A 19357-nucleotide genomic window follows, 5' to 3' on the forward strand; every position below is an offset into this window, starting at 1 on the left:
TTAGGGTACGGGGAGTGTACCAAAAAGGTACCAATACCCTACCAAAAAGGTACTGGAGAGCTACTAAAAAGCTACCAAAGAGCTACAGTAACCAGTAGCGTAACAGTATGTAAAATGTGAATGAACCGCATCCATCTGGCGGGGGCCGTGTGCCCGGTTATCGGAAGAATATGTGTGCCGTTAATGCCGATTTCTGACCCTATGTAGTAGATCAGATAACCAGTATCAAAATGTTATAATACAATTGTTTAAAACAAAACAATTGCACAAACGTTAAATGTAGATTATTAATTTTTTTCTTAAGGGCTGTCTATAACCGCACATTGACGAATATGGACAGAGAGGTATCCAGCTGACAGGAGAATCATGGTACCATTAGGTATTGTCCGCGGCATACCCATGCTATGTCCAAGGACAATCCACAGCCCGATTTCTAATGACAAAAAAATACCGACTGTGCATCAGTGCAAAGGATGTCGCATCCGTACTTGACCTTAGCCCCAGACAGGCGCAGCGCAAATACCAACAGGCAAGAGACGCCTATGGAAAAGCCAAGCACCAGCACCTTACCGTACATGAGTTTGCAGCTTATTATGATTTACCGTTAGCAGAAGTAATTGAACGGCTTTGAGTCTCAAAAAATGTATATAGTCATTGGGGCGGTGTACCGCCCCAATGATTTTAATACTTATTCCTCGGGTAATATTTGCATCCATTCACGCTTGATCTCCAAAAGCCTATCGTATGCTTCTACTGATACCTTTAGGCGTTCATTGGATTCGCCAAATAGTTCAACGATATAATCATTCTCATCTTTATATTGGTCTTTAATCGCCATATGTTGTATCAACATCCCCCGTCCAGCGCGAAAAAAAAGATTGGGCCACAATTTTTCAATTTTGGTTAACGAATCCATATCGACTGTACCCTCGCGGCCATCCAGTAGGCGTACATCGACCAATTTGGATTTGGCGGACCCTTCCTTTAGATGGAAATAAGCAACCTGAGGTATTCTTACCCATTCATTTGCAGCACCTATCATTACCTCAAGCTGTTGGGAGGCCTCTTTGAGGCAAGCCTTCAATTTGGTTTCATGGCTACTTAGACGATCGTGGTTTGCACGCAACCGCTGTTTCCGACTCTTCAGTTCGGCCAATTCGTGCTCATAATGCATACGCAGCTCATTATTCTTTATTTCCTGCAATTTTATCTGCTCATCTTTCTGCAAAAGCCATTTTTGCATTACCTTTGATCGCTTTTTTCTATAGTTACTCCTTATTCTTTCTCTTCGAAAAGCATAGTAAAATTGAACCATAATGAGGCAAAACATAACAACGACAAAATCACGTTCAAAATAATCTCGTTTTTGCAAATCCACACCAAATAACGCCAAATAGATTTTATATACCACCCGGAGCGCAATAGCTCCTAATAGAAGCACGAGGATTATAAACTGGATCGGATAACGTATTTTATCGTTTTGTCCCAAGTAAGTACTCGTATCCAGTTTGTATACAACGTAAGCAACAGGCGTTATCGCCAGTAGCATTAATATCCAACTGAAAAGAAAAATCACACCATGTTTTTCCATGGTTATACTCGAGAAAAACGATTCGTAGGTCGTATAAAAAGTGATGAAACAAGATGAAATGCCCGCCAATAACAATATTATCCATGAATTTCCATACCAGGAGCGAAAAAAAGACTTTAGTATTGCCATAAAAGGTTGATTATATAGTTATCAATAAAATTAATAAATTTCACAATAACATATTGTAACGCTTCCTTTACAATTAGATAGTAGAATTCATTTCTTTCTTCGTCGCTGTGCCAATCGCTTCACAGGCACCTCTAAGCCTGTTTTTAATCTGTTTTAACGAAAGCGATTTGCTTTTCACGGATTTCGATCCTCATTTCCTTCACTTTTTTGCATTTAGGTTTTAGATTCGCTGTTCGATCGAATTATAAAATATAATTAAAATTTTAACAAAGGTGAATACTAGTTACCCGGGGTAATAGCTTTGGCATGCCGCTAGCAGTCACCGACAAACTAAACAGTATGAACAAATACACATTTGATGATGCTGGAGTCAAGAGATGGCTCCGGGACTTGTACAACTCAACGGTCGAATTCCAGATGATGGAGCAAAAGCTGATCCTGCTGTGCCTACGCAGCTGGCTTATGTCGCGCTTCGAACTTTCGGAGAGCCAGGTTGATTATATCATATCCCTGTCCGCTGACTTCAAAAACAATCTCGCACAACAGATTGCTTTTGCCATTAATAACCAGGCAGACATCACCTTGGACAAGCAGACTAATGAAAAAAACACCAGCACCTTCCCCCGGGATTCGGTCAAGGTAACCGAATATGAGTCAAACAAGATCCAGTCAGATACACCGGAAATCCCCGTCGAATCTGAAGCGAATGAGATCTTCAACCGCCGTTTGGAAGGGCATTTAATCGTCAGGATTTACTACACGCTTTTATAGGCAATCTAAAATAATTCAACAAAAACGCCATGGGCCATATCTCTCTCATGGCGTTTTCTTTATTTTATGAACTATTCATTTACAATATATTAACTGTGAAACGTTTTATCAAACATTTAAATACCTATTTCAATGCAGATGACCCATGTCGCGATGAGCTAATAAAGCATACCAAAATACGCCAGGGGAAGCGTGGGGAGATCTACTGTCGGGAGGACGAGAGCCGTCCCTATTGGTGCTATGTGCTCGAGGGTATGGTGGGTGCTTATGAGATGAAACTCAAAAAGCCATATCTCCACTGGATCTCGACTGAAGGACATTACTTTACCGGCACTAAGCATGAGTACAGTTTTAATAGTCAGGATCTGAATATTCAATTTCTCAAAAAGAGCACCATTGCCTGTATCCCGTTGACTGTATTACAGGCGCTGCAAGATCAGTATCCGAGTATGCATCACTTTGTTAGTATCATGCGGCAGCAGAAATCAGATTTTTTCAATAAAAAAGGACTAATTATGGCGCAGGAGCCCAAAGATCGGTCAGCCAAGTGTAAGGAGCTGATGCCGGCATTGTGGCATAGGTTGAATAATCAACTCCAGAGCCAATTTCTCTACATTGATCCAAAGACGATTTACCGAAACAGATCATAAAGTGAGAAAAAAAGTAAAATACTGCCCTCATGCCCGATTTTGGGCTGTAAAGTATTCCCTCCTTTGTAATAGATAATTACAAAAGGAAAATGATGAGTTACTTTAAATATATCGCAAAACAAAGAGTACGGTCAATCCATACCGCTGTGCTCATACTCCGCTATTCAGGAGATGGCATTACCCACTGGGGACAGGATTTTACCAAGCTATATTTGTGCGTGATAGGAAAAAGAGTACGCAAAGAGTCTGCCTTGACAAGGTATAGGCGTAAGTTTGCGCTCTTCCCCCGATGGTGGGTACAGAAGATATTGGTCTGGCAAATAAGGAGTCCCCGCCAGTACCATCAAGCTTTTTATGCGAAAGCCGGGGCCATCAAACTGCAAAGTGCGATGTGACCAATTAAAATAAATTATGATATAGAATAAGGAGGTCAAATGGCATGGTTTAGTTATACGGGCGCAGACCCGTCACAACCAGGATCTTACACCTTATCATCATCGGGAACTCCAACATGTAGCAGCCCATCAGAGCAAATGTGCGCTCTGCAGGCAGCAAACAATGGCAGTGACAAACCCGTGATTACAGATGCATTGAAAAATGAAATCATCAACTCTTTACAAAACCAGGTTGATGGACCCAATGTACATTTGAAATCAAGATAAGAGGCAAGAGACACAAAGATATAAGCGCTCGCTACATTGAAGAATAGGGTATGAATGATCATACCCTATATTGTTATTTGGTCTCTTCAATGACCAGTACTTCCATGTCGGCAACACCGGGCTCGGCTTTGATTCCATAAGCGGCCAGCTGTTCGTTGAGTTCCTGCAGGTTACTATAATTTCCCAAAGTTATCTTGTCTTTCGTTTTTACCCGATCCAAAACCGGGGGATATTTTCCGCTCAGATCTATCATTACGGTCATCACATCGGTCCCCTCATAGACCTGACCATTTAGGGGTTCCTTTCCCGAGTACGGCTTTACAGGGCAGGGTTTTAAAATAAGGCATTCAATCGGTTTCATCGCTTTATAAGTACGTATGCCTAAAAAATTATGGAGATCATTCAATACAATTGCCGCCTGGGCAGAATCAGTTCTTTGTATTGAATCCAGGCGCTCGTATGAAATGGCATATTGGCGATACCACATATCACCGATGTTGTTTATATCTTTATACCGGTTTGGATCCTTTACATTCATGAGCAGCCGCTCTGGCCGTGGCAGATAATCCGCCTTTTTGATTTTGGCCCATGTTGTCAGTACAGCGCTATAAATAGAGACATTGTAAAAGGACGACTTTTTCAGTCCGGTCGAACTATCCTGTTGCATTTTTAAAGATCCAAAAGGCACGCCATTCTGATATCCTGATAGCGAGACAGCACCTTTAATCATACCAACATCTGCCGTGTTAGCCATAAGATCTACTTTTCCAAAATCATCTTTTAAAGGTAAATCGATCTTTCCTTCGTTAAACAATGACAGTATGTTTTCTTCGCTGATCAGCTTTCCGCCTGTGATGGCCTGCACCTTGCCTTTAAATAAAAACACCACATGTGGCACACTTTGATGCGGAAATCTTTCCTTTATGTATACGTCCGAATAAATAACCGGTAGATCGACTTTATTTTCTTTTAAAAACGCATTATTAGCGTAGAACTTTTCAAGCGTGGCTTTATCTTGCCAGCCAACTGTTATAATCTGAACTTTACTTTTCAATTTGTTCTGCAGTTGCTGCAGATGTGGCATTGACTGGATACATGTACCACAATAGGTGTCAAAAAAATCCAGAATGACGACTTTATTTTTCAGCTTTTTGAGGTCAATAGCATTGCCCCTATTAGGTAGCTGCTGTATCGCCGTGGGAGCGATAAACTCGTCCCCTATTTTAAGCCCTTTATGTTGACTCCCCGTATTGACCTGTTGTGCACTCACGAGCGTTATATTCATTAGGGATAAACAGGCCAGCGCAATTGATTTTAAAATTTTCATGTTATTTTTTTTGAAGTATTAGCGAATATTTTGCGGTATATTTCCATTATTGACGACCAATTCAGGCAGTCTAAATGCGTACTTACGACTATTGGGATCCAATTGATAGAGAACGCCTTTCATCTCCCTGCGCAGTGTTTTCTGAAACCGGGGATCTAAATTCAATCTTTTTAGATCAGACCATCGGCGCCCCCTAAACAGCAGCTCTTTTTGTCTTTCATTTAGCAATAGCATTAACAATCGGCCGGGATCCCGCTCCACAACCAGCGTATATAGCCCACTCTTAAACCGATGTTCCCCCAGTCTATTCAAAGCTTCCAGAGCGTTATCAATTTTCCCAATCCGGGCGGCGGCCTCAGCTTTAATAAGGTATATTTCACTGGTCGTCAATCCCACAAAAAGATTTGCTATCGCATTATCATAGCTGCCTTTATAACCATACGATCCAAGGGGCATTACATTTTCACGAAAGAATAGCGTTTTCCTTAAATCATTGTCAGCATAGCTTTTATACAGCATTGAGTCAACCAAACCATCATTCAGGCTCATCGGCCCTGCAGTGGTAGAGACTGCAGGGAAAAGTACTTCGATATTGAATTTGGGAATCGGTAGTTCACTAGTTTGATTAAGCGTGTTGAAGTCCATCAGATCCCCGTTCAATTGCAGGCAGGAGTCGGCGTAGACGTATGCATCTTCGTATTTACCCATTACCAACATAGTTCTTGCCAGCCCCGCATAAGCACTTGCCCGCCAGGGCCTACCATTGATCTTTTCACTCAACGGTAAAAGGCGGCTAGCTATCGTATAATCCCGAATAATCTGTTCGTAGGTTTGCTGTACCGAGGCCCTCGTTGACGGCACATCGATATTGGGGCTCAAACGTAAGGGAATCCCCATTTCTGTGGAGGCCGTGCTGAGCTGATACGCCGGAGAAAACACTTCGACCAACTGCTGAAAAGCAAAGGCCCGAAAGAAATGAGCTATACCCAAAAGATTGTCTGCTTTTGCAGCATCCTCATTTGTAGCATTGTTGATAATTTCTATGGCCTGATTGGCATTGAAGACTGCTTTATAAGGTCTTTGCCATTGTGCAGCATCGTCATAAATCACATCTTGCCAAGTGTATATATTACGCTGGTCGTAATTTAAGATTCCGTCAAAAGTCTCGGCAGATAGATAGTATTCATCTGCCGACCATTCTCCAAATATGGGGTAGCCTGTATTCATGGTTGAGTAATCATTGAGCAACAATTCGGCGTCTTCCAGACTTTTTGGGATGACCATTTTTATATCCGGCTTTACCTCCAGAAACTTATCGCAGGCAGTACACAATAGTATCATGCAGATGCCACATAAGGATTTGTATATTTTCATGATAAATAGATTTAAAGATTAAAACTGAAACCTAAGGATGACATGATCGGGTCGGGTATATTGGATCCATATTCCGAATCGATGCCATATTTATTGGCCCGCCATAGCGTACCTACATTCTGTACATAGGCATATACCCTACAATTTTTCAGTTTAAACCGCGATGATAAGGGTAGGTTCACGCTCATTTGAATATCCCGTAGCTTAATCTGCCCAGCGTTTTGTACAAGTGCCGAAGAGCGCATATAAACCTGACTTCCCAGATTGGCAGGATAATTAAAAGAGGGCACGTCGGTTGCCAGTTCATCACCCGGCTTTTGCCAGCGCAATGCATAGTCCTTGTGCCCAATATCACTGTTGAGAAAAAGGTTGTTGTCAAATGAGTTTCGTAGAAATTTATGTCCGAGTTGATAGGAAATATTCCAAGAAAGCTCGAGTGCTTTATAACGCACACTGTTGCGCCAGCTTCCCATATATAAGGGCACGGTACTTCCTAGGTATTCGAGGTCATGCACATTCATGGCTAAAATGGCATTATAATCCTTAGATACTTCACCATTTAGATATGCCCTTGGGTCGCCTGTCAAGGGATCCAACCCAGCCCATTTGTAAGCCAGCAAACTGTTGAGATCCATTCCATCGATCGGAGTCCTTGGACTCCCCTGCGCGGCCCCTATAAAATCCTTACCATTTTCATTTTCAATGTAGGAATGCAGCACTTTGGTACGCGCGTAGGAAAAGACCAGGTTGCTGTTCCATGTCCAATATTTGTACTGTATCGGGATGGCATTGAAAGAAATATCCCAGCCTTTGGTACGAATGTTCCCACTGTTGATCATCAATGTCGTAAATCCCGTACTTGGGTCCACTCTATCCGGGGCAATCAAGTCCTTTGCATTTTTCACATAATATTCTACACTACCGGAGAATCGATTTCCTTTTAGGGCAAAGTCTAGCCCGAGGTTGGTAATTCCGATACGTTCCCAGCGCAACATCGGGTTGGGAGGTGATAGGATCATACCATAGTTCTGATTTGTGATGTAATGGGCATCACTCTCGATGGAAATCACAGGATAGGCAGATACCGTATTATTCACATTTCCGTTGTAACCATAGGTAGCCCTTAGTTTTAAAAGTTCAAATGGACTGTGTTGCATAAAAGACTCTTTAGATACTATCCATGCTGCGCCTAGAGACCAAAAAGGCTGTCCGCGATCATTACTTTTGACACCGAATAAGTTAGAAGCATCTTTTCTATACGAAGCGCTCAAAAGATATCTTTCCAGATAGGTGTATCCAAGATTGGCAAAATACGAACGGAAATTATTGCGGTATAGCTGATACTCACTGGCATCTTCTATGGTAGACACACCCGATATTCCATTCAACTTGGGGAACAATACCCCGTATGCCACCGACTTAAACGACCCCGTTTTGGGATCAAATCCATGGTACTGGCTCGAAGTGACGCTTTTCTGAATTTTCCTTATTTCCAGTCCGGCAAACAGAGATAGTTCGTGCCTATCTTTCCATTTTTTATAATATTCCGCCGATCCACGGCTCTGATGCGTATCATTATCCCAATTAAAGATCCTTTTATAGTCGCCTATAGGGACATTCCATGTCACACCCCTATTGTCCCAGCTTGCAAAGCTATTGATATAGTCGCGCTGTCCCATTGTACCGATACCTCGCCACAGGTCGATTGCAGTACTGGCCTTCTGGTAAGCATACATGAGGTTTAACTTCAGCCCAAAGTCAAAACTATAATTGGCATTGAGGGTGGTAAAAAACTCATTTATCTTTTGTGTTTCTTTCGAATCGTCCAGCTCATCCAAAGGCCTGTATGCCCAGTCCAACAAGCGGCCACCGGCAACTGTATCCCTAAACACCGGATTAAATCCACCGACGTTTACTTCCAAAGCTTTCCCTTTGTCATCCGCCAGCTGCATGTAAGGATAGTTTTGTATTCCTTTTGCCAACCGGTTGTAACCAGCGCCCAGCAAAGCATCCTCACTTTTTATCGTTGAATACTGCATTCCCAGATCCAACTGCAAGTTTTTCATCGGCTTAAATTGCGTATTGGATTTTAGATTCAAACGGTTGAATGAGGAGGTGATCAGCTCATTCGAGTTCTTATCATAACCCGTTGAAAATATCGTATTCACCTTCTCGCCGCCGCTTTGGAGCTGTACATGATACTGCTGATTGACTGCGGTACGATAAATGTATTTCAAGAAGTCATCCCGCACATCCAAGTTCTTCAATCGATCGATTTCATCGTTAAATGCCGATTCGGAGATGTCGCCATTCTTATGATTATACATGAGCCAAAGGACAGGTTGAGGATTTCGCAGCCGATTTCTAAACCAGCTATTGTACTTTCCTTTATCGAACAAATACTGCTGCGCATCAATATAATCCGAGGAGCTCATCTGCGGATAATAGTAGAGATCAGGCTTTGCTTTAAAAGTGATATTTGAATTAAAAGAAAGCTGTGTTTTTCCGTTAAATTTACCCCGTTTTGTTGTTACGACAATCACACCATTTCCAGACTGAGCTCCCCATATAGAGGCTGCGGCAGCATCTTTTAGCACGGTTATGCTTTCAATATCATTGGGATTGATATTGTTAAATGCACCCTTGCCTACATCAGCTCCTCTATTTTCATAAGGAACCCCATCGATAACAATTAATGGCCAGGGATCCGATCGTAAGGTGCTCACGCCACGAACGTTTATGTTTAACAGATTCCCTTGATTATCGGGGTAAATTTTTGTGGTAGATATCCCCGGCACCACATCCTGCAATCTACTCACAAAATCTGTAGACACCTTTCGATTGAGCAGTTTGTTGTCGACGAACTCGAAACTTCCCGTTGCGCGTTCTTTGGGAATCTTTTGATATCCTGTGGAGACCACCTCCACCTCTTCCAATTGATTCTCCAGTGGTATCAATTTTACTGTTAACGATACTCCAGCGGAGTAAGGTAAGGCTAGAGGCTTATAACCGACATGGCTAAACTTGACGGTTCCCTTGGAAGCTTTTACTGGCATTGAGAAGGAGCCGTCACTTTTGGAGGATGCTCTCCCCTTTTCATCTTCGATACGAACCGACACCCCATGTATCGGTTTACTATCCAGTACCGAAACTACTGTACCAGATACCGTTAAAGGCCCATTGGCCCCGCTGTCCTTGCGGGGCGTCTGAGCCGATAAACTAAACATATGAAATACAGCAATGCATGTCAAAAGCATTGTTGTATTCTTTAATGCCTTTGAAAGGCAAATAAAATCATTTAAAATATTAAGAGCCTGTTTACTGACAGCTCCTAACAAATAGGCAATACGCTCCCCGTTGCAAAATTTTTGCATGTTAAAAATGTGTTGTGCAAAGGCCATAGCTATGGCTAATGCTGATCCAACAATAAAGAATTAGCTTATCCGAAAAGCGCCGTCAAAACGGTTATAAGGCATTGATTAGGAATAATTATGACGCTTCCTACCGGAATTAAAGAAGAACCGACCCATAGCATACTATTGTATTACAATAAAAAGTAATGGTAAAAAGTTTGGACTCAACGAAAATTTGCTTAATTTTAAGGTGCAAGATTAAAACAAGCTTATTTCATTGGCCATTATTACCTTTTATGCAATCATTTAAATGTATAGGTCGGTGACAGGGATATAAAGAGGGAAAATTAAACTGAACCAGGTTCAGGTGTCTTTTCATTTTCAGGAAAGTCTAGACCTCCCCTTTTTATTACTCTTTACAGCCTGTTTTTGATTAGGCGCGACTTATTCAGGCGCGCGGAATATGTTCTTTAATTGTGATTTGCGAGAATACCTCGTGATGCGATCTCTGATCGAATCCGGGTGATGGGTGGTGTTTTTTGTGTTCGTTCTCATAATCGTTTTGGTTTTATTTGAACGACCTAAAATGCAGAAGGCAGGGTTATCTGTCTCATACCTGAATCCAGGGACTAGCAGCCCTCAAAGCGGTAATCAACAGGCCCTGCCTAAAGACTGCGTAAATATACACAATATCTTTAGACGTGGGTTAAACCTGCTGCCTCGCTTTGAATTTAAAATTGCTAGTTTTTGGATTCAGAGGCTCGTTCAACTCACTCTCCACTTAGGTGGAGTTAGTTAACTATTTTATAACCAATCCTTGATTGGGTACACAAATATACAAACAAGGTTTAAGACGACCAAATATTTGGTCGTATAATTTATTTATATGATTGAGATTTATCAAACAAAAGCTATATTTCGAATAGAGTATGAATTGATTTGCAATATCAAAATTCTGCGTGATAAAAAAGGCTGGTCACAAGAAGAGTTAAGTGAAAAAATGGGCTTTGCTGTAAAATTTGTGGGTAAATGCGAATCGCTCGACCAACCTGAAAAGTATAACCTTCGCCATATGGGAATATTAAAGAAAATATTTCGTTTGAAAAGCTTGGATGATTTTTTCCCCAATGGAATTCCTGAAGATGAGCAAATTGTAATCCAATATAAAAAAGTACCGAAGAAAAAAGCTGATGGAACAGACTCAAAATTGATGGAAAATGTAGTCGTTGAGATTGTAGTTGTTGATGCGGAGACTAAAGCGGAAGGAAATAAACAGAGTAAGAAATAATAATTACATGTCCATAATCGCAGAAAGACAGTATTTAAAAAAATCTATAAGAATATTTAGATTCTATACTATTGCATCATTAATCTTAATTCTACTCGTTATGCTTTTGTCGCCTTTACGGCAGAATTATTTAATACTGATATCGGCAATAACACTATTACCTGTATTAATTCCGTTAATATTGGCTCCAATGGGTTTGTATTACAGCTGGAGAAGCTATCAAGCCAAAGAAGAGCCAAGGAAAAAACAGATAATGTTCTTTATGGGACATCTGTTCTTTTGTACGTTGATAATATTATTTGTCATGGCCATAATTAAGGATGTATTTTCCCTTAATTGGTAAAAGATTGATTTTTATATTGATTGACATTGCTAATCCTAATTTAAAAAAAATAAGAACACGATGATTTTAGAAGTGGCTATTTTAAATGTAAAACTTGGTAGAGCGGAAAAGTTTGAAAATGATTTTCAAATAGCTAGCCAATATATTTCATCCATCGACGGATATATAAAACACTCCCTAAAGAAATGTATAGAGGTAGACAACCAATACATTTTATTGGTGCAATGGGTTTCTGTCGAAGCACATGAAGTTGGATTCCGACAGTCACCGCAATACCAGAAATGGAAAACACTACTACACAACTATTATGATCCTTTTCCGCAGGTTTTGCATTATGAAGAAATATGAAATAGGCTATTATGTAACCTTAGATTCAGGAGCTAAAAATCAATACCGAGGAATAGATTACGTCCCGCTTACCGAACAACTTGATTATGAAATATTTATTGATACTTTTAAATCTTTGTACCTTCTTATCATCTGCCTATTGCCAAGATACGCCTCCTATTGCGGTGTCTCCCATAGTTGATTTAGATATACCGATCAATCAAAAAATTGTCAATACTGTAGACAGCTTTTTAAGGGTCAGGGATGACTATACCAATATTAACAGGTATAAATTCTGTGAAAAATCTGACTTTGACCGATTTGGAAGTCCGTTTTCTTTCTTGCAGAATATGGAGAATAACAATAGCGGTCAGCGTGTTTTCAATCCTTGCGTAATGGAGATTATACCGTGGGTTCCCCAGAAGCAATACATTGTCAAGATCAGTTTTATATCATCCAGCAAACCTCTTCTAAAAGCTATTGTCAATGTAATAGCAAAATACGACAACGATACAGTCAAAATTTCATCTTATCTACATTTTATTGAGCAGACATGGCAAAGGAAAGAGAAAGAAGAAATTACTTACTATATAAGTCGCAATAGATTAAAAAACGTTGATAAAGACATTAATACACAGATAAAGTTTAATAAAAAAATGTCTCAATATTTTGATATCCCAAGGATCCCATTAACATACTATTCTGCATCTGTTTATCATTACTGAGATGGGTATCCGTATCTGGTCGATAGTTGTCAGCTAATGCTCCTACCGAAATATGATTCATGCTTTCGGCAGGCATGCATATATTTGTAAATTCACATGAATGCAGATCAGATGAAATCCCTGGATTATAAAAGTGATTTGGATAGTTATGCAAATCCTGACGATCACCTTGCATGGCAACTATATCATCATAGTTCATATTTCCTGCTGCGATAAATATCAAAATATCTTCTTCATAGGCAAGTTTGTCCAATAAATAAGCGAACAACGAAGGTGATTCGTTGTATGCTTTACCCGGCCCACACACAGAAAGATTGAATAATTTAATTCCTCGCTCACGATGCGCACTACGTATAGCTTCAACTATCTTTATAACATCTAGATAACCATCTACCCGTTCTAATATTTTAATGGAATATATTCTGGTATCCGCTATAAGCTCTTGTTCGGTTGAGAAAAATCGGGCGCCCACAGCAGCAAGACTAGCGACAACTGTACCATGTTGGTGAACAGCATCCAATGCGTTCTGTGTATTAGTTATATCGGATCCTCCAACGATAATATCTCTAAGCGGATCTATGGGTCTTATTCCATTATCCAGCACTCCAACAATTGTTTCCTGGTGGCCATCGTTTCGAATTCTTAAATCCCAAGTTAATTGTGCTTCATTATATCGATCAGGTCTTATCACTCTATTACGTAGAGAATGCGCTTGAGCTAGTATATCAAACTCCTTTGCGAGTTCCACCACTACATCTCTGTTAGCTCCTTTTAGCTGAATCATTTTATCGTAAGGGTCCACATCAAATGAATCAATATCGCCTAATAGTACTAGGGTATCAAGTTTATTGTTTAATTGCTGACGCTGCAATTGATAACTAGCATCAACATACTGGTTATTATTGATAAATTGAAAGACAAGATCTCTTGTACAATGATTACGGATATCATCCTCAGTATGATATTTTACATCAAATAAGGTTGTCATTATTGCATATGCCGTACCTTGAGGAGGAGTGCGATTTTCGCTTAAGATGTATTGGTTAAGCAAGGTGTCAAACCGCTGGAATTTTACTCTATCAACAATGGCAAACAATACAGTTCTGTTGAAATCTTTTTGGAATACAGGACTCAACCCAAATTCTCTTAGAAATCGAGTACGTGTTTTAAACTTGGAACCATCACTAAAAGGTATTAAAAAACGTATTTCTACTATCTCAATATTAGAGGTGACAATTGTTTTTTGATTTAAGCGATCAACCCTATCTTGCTTTAGCTTAATAAATGATGCATTAAGCTTTGCTTTATGCGCTCTATATACCTCTGGATCTTTCGCTTGTATTTCAGTATCCGATACATACCGAGATTTGTTGAATCTATTTGCGTATCCAAAAGGATTTCTCAAATAAAGATGTGGTAATTTAGCACTCATAAGATAAATAATAATTGGTTTTTAAAAATAATTGTCGAGAGTAAAAATGCAACTGTTTCTTGTAGCTGGTAGATTGCCCTTTCAAGAAATCTACATAGCTCGCCCCTTTCGCTAAAGATATTGGTGCCGATGACAACATTGGCTGCTATTGGATCTTTATATCGTGAAATCTCCCTCCCTTCGATGGAATTGGTCGTGGTTACTATCATGGCATGCTACTTTTCAATCGGGCAAGGTTAATACCCAAGCCTAATATACATTATTTATGCTGAATTAATATATTTACAGATATTAACTTTCAAGATTATTACAAACTATTAAGGCTAAGGTATGGGTTTGAAAATAGGATTAGTTACGGGAAACAGTAGTTGATATAACAATACATTAAAGATTCCAAGTTGGTAAGTTCGTGATCAACGCATTTATTTCATGCAAATTTCTTTTTATGTCATTAATATCTATATTTTTCATATTAAAGTCTCCTCAATTCTTATACTCAATTTTCCGCTGAAACATCTTTTTTCTAAAGAAAAGGGGCATATATTTATTCTTCAAGGACACTTTCCTTCGCCCAAGATTTGGCATTTATTCGTGGTTAAACGGCTTCATGCAACTTAAATGTGTAAAATAACCCATAGCATCCCATTTTTTTAATGGCCTAAGATTTCCTGGAACTGCGTAAACATATCAATACCTTTTTCCGCCTGTCTTTCATGGAAACTTTTACTTTCGTAATAATTTCCCCCTATATATCTTTCGAAATTAAAGGTACCAATTTCTATTTCTGTAAGATCAATATTATAAGAGCTTGATTTCGATGGAGCCAGATCTCCACCCCAAATCAATCCAACTGTAAATTTATTATCCATAGCGGCCAAGTCATTTATATTTAGCTTTAAAGAAAACTGTCTCCTTAACGGTTTCCCGAAATGTAGTTGCTCAAACAAACTACTATCAAATCTTGAAGAATCATCTCTAAATAATCCTCCACTATTAATTACATTGTACCTAAGATTTTTTTCAGAGATTAATGGAGAAAGATTGAATATCAATGTATCAAAATTCAAAATGTAATACTTTCCATTATATGAAATATTATTAAAGCGAATCCCTCCTACTACATTTGGAAATTTCACTGATTTAAATAATGCGTCAACCAAATAGTGAGGAGCTGGTTTCGACTGCCCGTCCAGCCTTATATAATACGAATTGTTCCATTGATGAGGCTTGTTTTCACTTTCAGCTACTTCAATTATATAGATACATTCGGTTTCAGAAAGATTGATTGGCTTAATTGAAATACCTGTAGGCATATAAGATACCTTTTGGATAATCTTATTAATCAACAGATCCTTGTCAGCTTTAAAACAAGGGGTTAAATCGCCTTGACAAATTAATTTGCCATTGTTTTTTTTCATTTGCGGCGCGCCCCAAATTATTACTCCTCCAGTAGAATTGAGAAACGATGAGGCTACTTTGGTGATATTTGATTCTAGCACATCCATAAATTCTTTTTTTGCTACTTGACCGCTTTTAAATTCTAGATTATCAGTTTCTTCCCGATCTTCCAAAAAATACTCTTTGATATCCTCAATAACTAATTCAACGAGAGGCTTTCCGAAAATTTCATTACATAAATTGCTCATAAAATCTATTTTTAATACTCGATCTGTTAGATCAGTTCACCATCAAGTACGTCATCCCGTTTTTCTATAGGAGCGCGAATCGGTCCCTTAAGGTGTATCGATGTACCCACTGCGGTAATCATAAACATCTGGCTCCCCTTTCCTGAAATTTCGTCGATATCTACACTAAGCCCAATAATAGCATCAGCACGGATTGCCTGCGCACGTTGCTTGAGAGTTTCGGTAACACGCTTGTACATTTCCTGCATCTTATTCTCATAACTGGTAGAGCGACCTCCAAAAAAATCTACATAGCTCGCTCCTATATCGCTAAAGATATTGGTGCCGATGACTACATTGGCAGCTATTGGATCATTATATCGTGAAATCTCCCTCCCTTCGATGGAATTGGTCGTGGTTACTATCATGGCATGCTACTTTTCAATCGGGCAAGGTTAATGCCCAAGCCTAATATACATTATTTATTCTGAATTAATATGTTTACAGCTATTAACTTTCAAGATTATTACAAACTGTAAGGCTAAGGTATGGGTTTGAAAGAATAGCTGGTTACGGGAAACCGTAGCTGATTTATTCAGCGGTTTTAAGAAGGCAATAAAATAAAAAAAGCCCCCCTTATAACCGTTAAGGGAGGCAATTTTGGCTAGATGTTAACCGGCTTTGGCATTCATCTACTGTAAAGATCGCGAGATTAGTTGAGATAATTGTTGTTCATTTCTTAAAAAATGTTGTTCAAAAATTATATCCTAATAATAATTAATTCCAAAAGGCTATTTCACTTCATCAAATATTATCATCATTTTCACGATCACTCCATATCAACCTACTCTTCGATATGACAACCGTCATTTATCAAAAAGCTCTTCCATGATCATCCACACCTGATCCGTCAATGTAAAATATTTTTGGTGCTTAGATCATCTATAGTCAAAAATCCGATAATAGAAAACTTATTGACAGCTAGTACTCCGTGATCAACAGCTTGAAATACTTTTTTTTAAAACCAAACAGGATTCGATATTGTATTAATAGTACTTTTCAAAAATAGGTTGTAATTAGGAACCTTGAGATCCTCCCAGACTCAAGGTTTTTTATTCCTCATAGCCCAACTCATCAAGGATAATAACAAGTTCATCGGTTGTCAACCAGCTCGTATTGTTACATAGCATTACCCATTTGCCATTGCGAAAATCTACATCCATTATAAAAAACCGATCAATCATAATTTGCAAGGTTCCACCGCTATGCAAAACAGAAACCTCCACCACTTGCTTCTGACCACACACGTCACATTCGAACTTTATATTCTTTTTCATCGATTATCATCCTTTATCCACTTTAATTCCCCACGTTGTATCATGGCTATATATTTTTGCACGTGATCATCGGTCAATAAGCCATTGTCTTCAAGGTGGTAATTGAACTGCTTAGTGAAGGTGTCATATTGAATACTTCCTACATAAGCATTATTGAGATAAATATGCCAAAGGCTGTATTTCTTGGCCCGAACTTCCACTATCTGACGTTTTCCATGATGATAAAACAACTCAGGCAAATCCGTATCAAAGCGAAGTATAAGGGCGTCAATGCACGCTTCCTTGATGTCATCGGCAAGTACACCGAATGCCAGTTCCCACACTCCCTGAGATTTCCTGAAAACATAATAAGCAAGACCATTTTTGTTGTAAAGACGATAATCTTTCATGCCCATGCTTTTATCATGCACGGTGATTTGAGCGTACATTACCCGATTTCGGCAAAAGATTTCTAGCGGTTTCATTTCACAATATTACTAATAATATTAGCATTACTGATTACAAAAACGGCGATCCCTCTTGATTTACTTTAAAAACATTGGATAATTGGATATAAATAATCTTATTTTAATCATGCAGATGGTCGTTTAGTTTCTTTTTTAATTTTATCCTTACCCCAAGTCATACTTGAAAAAATTCCATCTTTCATTACCAATGCATGCAACAATGCAATAGAAAGGTGCCCCACAACAATGAAAAAAAGAGACCAGGCTAAACCTCTATGAATGTCATGCAGCCAAGCATATAAAACAGGATTCTGATCTATAAGGGATGGAAGAATAATATTTTGGGATAGCTTGGCTTGGAAACCGCCCGCGGAGAGCTGTCCCCAACCCGTTATAGGTAAAGCAAACATGAAGGCATACATAACCCAATGCATAAAGTGAGCCATCTTTTTTTCGATCTTTGGCATATCACTTGGCAACGCCGGAATCGGATTCATGATTCTATTCACAAAACGCAATATACAAAGAAACAGGATTGCTACACCGATTGGAATATGAAGATCGATCAACCAGGGACGACTACTAAGAGAAGTCATCATTCCTAAGCCAATAAACATTGTCGATAAAATCAATGTTGCCATCAACCAATGTAGAATTCTTCCTGTAAGATTAAAGTTTAAAGGAAGTGAACGATTAATATGACGACGTCTTAGCTTGAAAATCTTTACAGATTTGAACCATTCACGAATTCTTGAGCCAGACTTTAGATTCTTCTGTTGTGACATATTATTTATCTTTAGAAGTTTCCTTTTTTCCAATGGCGTCAGTAGCCTTTCCATAGCCGATCTCCCGGACACGTGCATTATACGAATGGGCATAAATACCTGCTCTAGCTGTCAGAACAGGATCTTTGGATACCTCTATTCCTGCCGGTACTTTTGTGGGATCAAAGTTAATATCGCGGCATCCACCCTCAGTTTGGTCAAAAACTCTCTTAATTTCCAATACACCTGCGACGATCTGACGACGATTTGCCGGCCAGGCCTTCGAAGGGTTTTCAATTTCGTCACCAGGTTCAGCAAAGGTCATGACCAAATCCCAATAGAGCGCCCCTTTATCTAGGCGTTGTTTTAGATCGTCAAAAAGGAAGTCGTGACTCGCATGCTCACGTTCCTCCTTAGACCAGGCACTGAAAGGCGCATGCGGCCGCATCGACCAGCGAACGGCATGTTTATTCCCTTTAGAATCAATTAAATAGAATGCATTGATAACATTGTACTCTGCTACTGCAAAGCTATTTACCCATGGCGCTTTATCAGCCCAATCGATAAAGTTTTGGGCTTCTGGATAGTCTTTAAGAAAAGCGGATACTAATGCCGGGTTTGGCTTACCCGTAGTGCTGTCGATTTTGTACGCATCTGATCTTCTAATTACGCCTAAAGCATCATGTGTAACGAAAAATGGATGATTGTTCAGTTTCATTCTCCATTGCTGGTTATTTTCTGACGATATCATCATTGCCATGCTAACTGTTCGTGTTGAATTGTCAGCAGCGAAAGGATCTACAGTTCCGATTGAAAAGCGACCTAATACAGCAGATGAATCCTGTGAAAATACGGTTGCTTTCGAAAAGGGAGCTAATTTGCCTGTTGAACGAAAAGTGCCTTCGAAACAAATTCCTTTCGAATGTGCCCGTCTATAACCGGCAGGAAATGAGTTTGGGATATCTTTGAGGAAGCTTGCTGTTGTCGTTCTATTTCCAAGCAATCCTGCAGACCAAGCAAAGATCAAAACCAGACCGGCTGCTAACACTCCGATACATACCAAAGGGATGATTGCTTTTTTCGATTTAATTTTCTGTTTATCCATTTATTATTAAAACTAGATTTATTCAACAATGTTTTAGCTAAATCTTGCTGAGTTTAAAAATTTGTAATTCACCAAAGTTATTAATAAAGACAGTAATTGGGGTTACAT

The 19357-nt window shown here is 39.3% G+C and carries 19 protein-coding genes; 6 read left to right on the forward strand and 13 right to left on the reverse strand.

Features of this window, described 5'->3' with window-relative positions; all coding sequences use genetic code 11:
* The first annotated feature begins 382 nt into the window (after window positions 1-382).
* Window positions 383-631, forward strand: coding sequence for a hypothetical protein (locus LC454_RS24245; protein WP_223585025.1), 249 nt, complete (start codon window positions 383-385; stop codon window positions 629-631).
* Between the two features lie 57 nt (window positions 632-688).
* On the opposite strand, the gene LC454_RS24250 is transcribed toward LC454_RS24245, so the two are convergent.
* Window positions 689-1720: a hypothetical protein gene (locus tag LC454_RS24250; protein ID WP_223585026.1), complete on the reverse strand. Its 1032-nt coding sequence runs from the start codon at window positions 1718-1720 to the stop codon at window positions 689-691.
* Window positions 1721-2026: 306 nt separating this feature from the next.
* Between LC454_RS24250 and LC454_RS24255 the strand changes: the two genes are divergently transcribed.
* The 3 genes from LC454_RS24255 (at window position 2027) to LC454_RS24265 (ending at window position 3536) form a co-directional block, all read left to right on the forward strand.
* Window positions 2027-2491, forward strand: a complete 465-nt coding sequence (locus tag LC454_RS24255) for a hypothetical protein (RefSeq protein ID WP_223585027.1) — start codon at window positions 2027-2029, stop codon at window positions 2489-2491.
* A 95-nt stretch (window positions 2492-2586) separates the two neighbouring features.
* Entirely contained in the window at window positions 2587-3141 is a 555-nt protein-coding gene (locus LC454_RS24260) for a hypothetical protein (protein ID WP_223585028.1), read from the forward strand.
* Between the two features lie 89 nt (window positions 3142-3230).
* Window positions 3231-3536 (forward strand): hypothetical protein, encoded by a 306-nt coding sequence (locus tag LC454_RS24265; protein WP_223585029.1) that lies wholly within the window; start codon window positions 3231-3233, stop codon window positions 3534-3536.
* A gap of 86 nt (window positions 3537-3622) precedes the next feature.
* Here the strand turns inward: LC454_RS24265 and LC454_RS24270 are convergent, their stop codons facing one another.
* Genes LC454_RS24270 through LC454_RS24285 form a run of 4 tightly spaced genes read right to left on the reverse strand, consistent with a single transcriptional unit; the run spans window position 3623 to window position 9878 of the window.
* Window positions 3623-3865 carry a hypothetical protein gene (locus tag LC454_RS24270; protein WP_223585030.1) on the reverse strand — a complete coding sequence of 81 codons (243 nt, stop codon included), beginning with the start codon at window positions 3863-3865 and terminating at the stop codon, window positions 3623-3625.
* Between the two features lie 11 nt (window positions 3866-3876).
* On the reverse strand, window positions 3877-5130 hold the full coding sequence (locus LC454_RS24275) for a TlpA family protein disulfide reductase (RefSeq protein ID WP_223585031.1): 1254 nt from the start codon (window positions 5128-5130) through the stop codon (window positions 3877-3879).
* An 18-nt stretch (window positions 5131-5148) separates the two neighbouring features.
* The gene (locus tag LC454_RS24280; RefSeq protein WP_223585032.1) at window positions 5149-6504 is read right to left on the reverse strand and encodes a RagB/SusD family nutrient uptake outer membrane protein; all 1356 of its coding nucleotides are present in this window, start codon (window positions 6502-6504) and stop codon (window positions 5149-5151) included.
* 11 nt (window positions 6505-6515) lie between these two features.
* Complete coding sequence (locus LC454_RS24285) at window positions 6516-9878, reverse strand: SusC/RagA family TonB-linked outer membrane protein (RefSeq protein ID WP_223585033.1); 3363 nt, start codon at window positions 9876-9878, stop codon at window positions 6516-6518.
* 865 nt (window positions 9879-10743) lie between these two features.
* Between LC454_RS24285 and LC454_RS24290 the strand changes: the two genes are divergently transcribed.
* A complete protein-coding gene (locus tag LC454_RS24290) occupies window positions 10744-11145 on the forward strand; it encodes a helix-turn-helix domain-containing protein (protein ID WP_223585034.1) in 402 nt (133 codons plus the stop codon).
* Between the two features lie 403 nt (window positions 11146-11548).
* Complete coding sequence (locus tag LC454_RS24295) at window positions 11549-11836, forward strand: antibiotic biosynthesis monooxygenase family protein (RefSeq protein ID WP_223585035.1); 288 nt, start codon at window positions 11549-11551, stop codon at window positions 11834-11836.
* Window positions 11837-12460: 624 nt separating this feature from the next.
* On the opposite strand, the gene LC454_RS24300 is transcribed toward LC454_RS24295, so the two are convergent.
* From LC454_RS24300 to LC454_RS24335, 8 genes are all read right to left on the reverse strand, one after another.
* Window positions 12461-13972, reverse strand: a complete 1512-nt coding sequence (locus LC454_RS24300) for a S8 family serine peptidase (RefSeq protein WP_223585036.1) — start codon at window positions 13970-13972, stop codon at window positions 12461-12463.
* Window positions 13969-14181 carry a heavy metal-binding domain-containing protein gene (locus LC454_RS26670; RefSeq protein ID WP_223585037.1) on the reverse strand — a complete coding sequence of 71 codons (213 nt, stop codon included), beginning with the start codon at window positions 14179-14181 and terminating at the stop codon, window positions 13969-13971. The genes LC454_RS24300 and LC454_RS26670 overlap by 4 nt, the downstream gene beginning before the upstream one ends.
* A 441-nt stretch (window positions 14182-14622) precedes the next feature.
* Window positions 14623-15618, reverse strand: a complete 996-nt coding sequence (locus LC454_RS24310; RefSeq protein ID WP_223585038.1) for a helix-turn-helix domain-containing protein — start codon at window positions 15616-15618, stop codon at window positions 14623-14625.
* Between the two features lie 26 nt (window positions 15619-15644).
* The gene (locus tag LC454_RS24315) at window positions 15645-16025 is read right to left on the reverse strand and encodes a YbjQ family protein (protein ID WP_223585039.1); all 381 of its coding nucleotides are present in this window, start codon (window positions 16023-16025) and stop codon (window positions 15645-15647) included.
* A 684-nt stretch (window positions 16026-16709) separates the two neighbouring features.
* On the reverse strand, window positions 16710-16934 hold the full coding sequence (locus LC454_RS24320) for a hypothetical protein (RefSeq protein WP_223585040.1): 225 nt from the start codon (window positions 16932-16934) through the stop codon (window positions 16710-16712).
* Window positions 16931-17398 carry a hypothetical protein gene (locus LC454_RS24325; RefSeq protein ID WP_223585041.1) on the reverse strand — a complete coding sequence of 156 codons (468 nt, stop codon included), beginning with the start codon at window positions 17396-17398 and terminating at the stop codon, window positions 16931-16933. Before LC454_RS24325 ends, LC454_RS24320 begins: the two co-directional genes overlap by 4 nt.
* Window positions 17399-17505: 107 nt before the next feature.
* A complete protein-coding gene (locus LC454_RS24330) occupies window positions 17506-18165 on the reverse strand; it encodes a cytochrome b (protein WP_209581863.1) in 660 nt (219 codons plus the stop codon).
* A gap of 1 nt (window position 18166) precedes the next feature.
* Window positions 18167-19249: a catalase family peroxidase gene (locus LC454_RS24335; protein ID WP_223585042.1), complete on the reverse strand. Its 1083-nt coding sequence runs from the start codon at window positions 19247-19249 to the stop codon at window positions 18167-18169.
* Window positions 19250-19357: the final 108 nt, after the last annotated feature.

This window comes from Sphingobacterium sp. GVS05A (assembly GCF_019969845.1).
Taxonomy (GTDB): Bacteria; Bacteroidota; Bacteroidia; order Sphingobacteriales; family Sphingobacteriaceae; genus Sphingobacterium.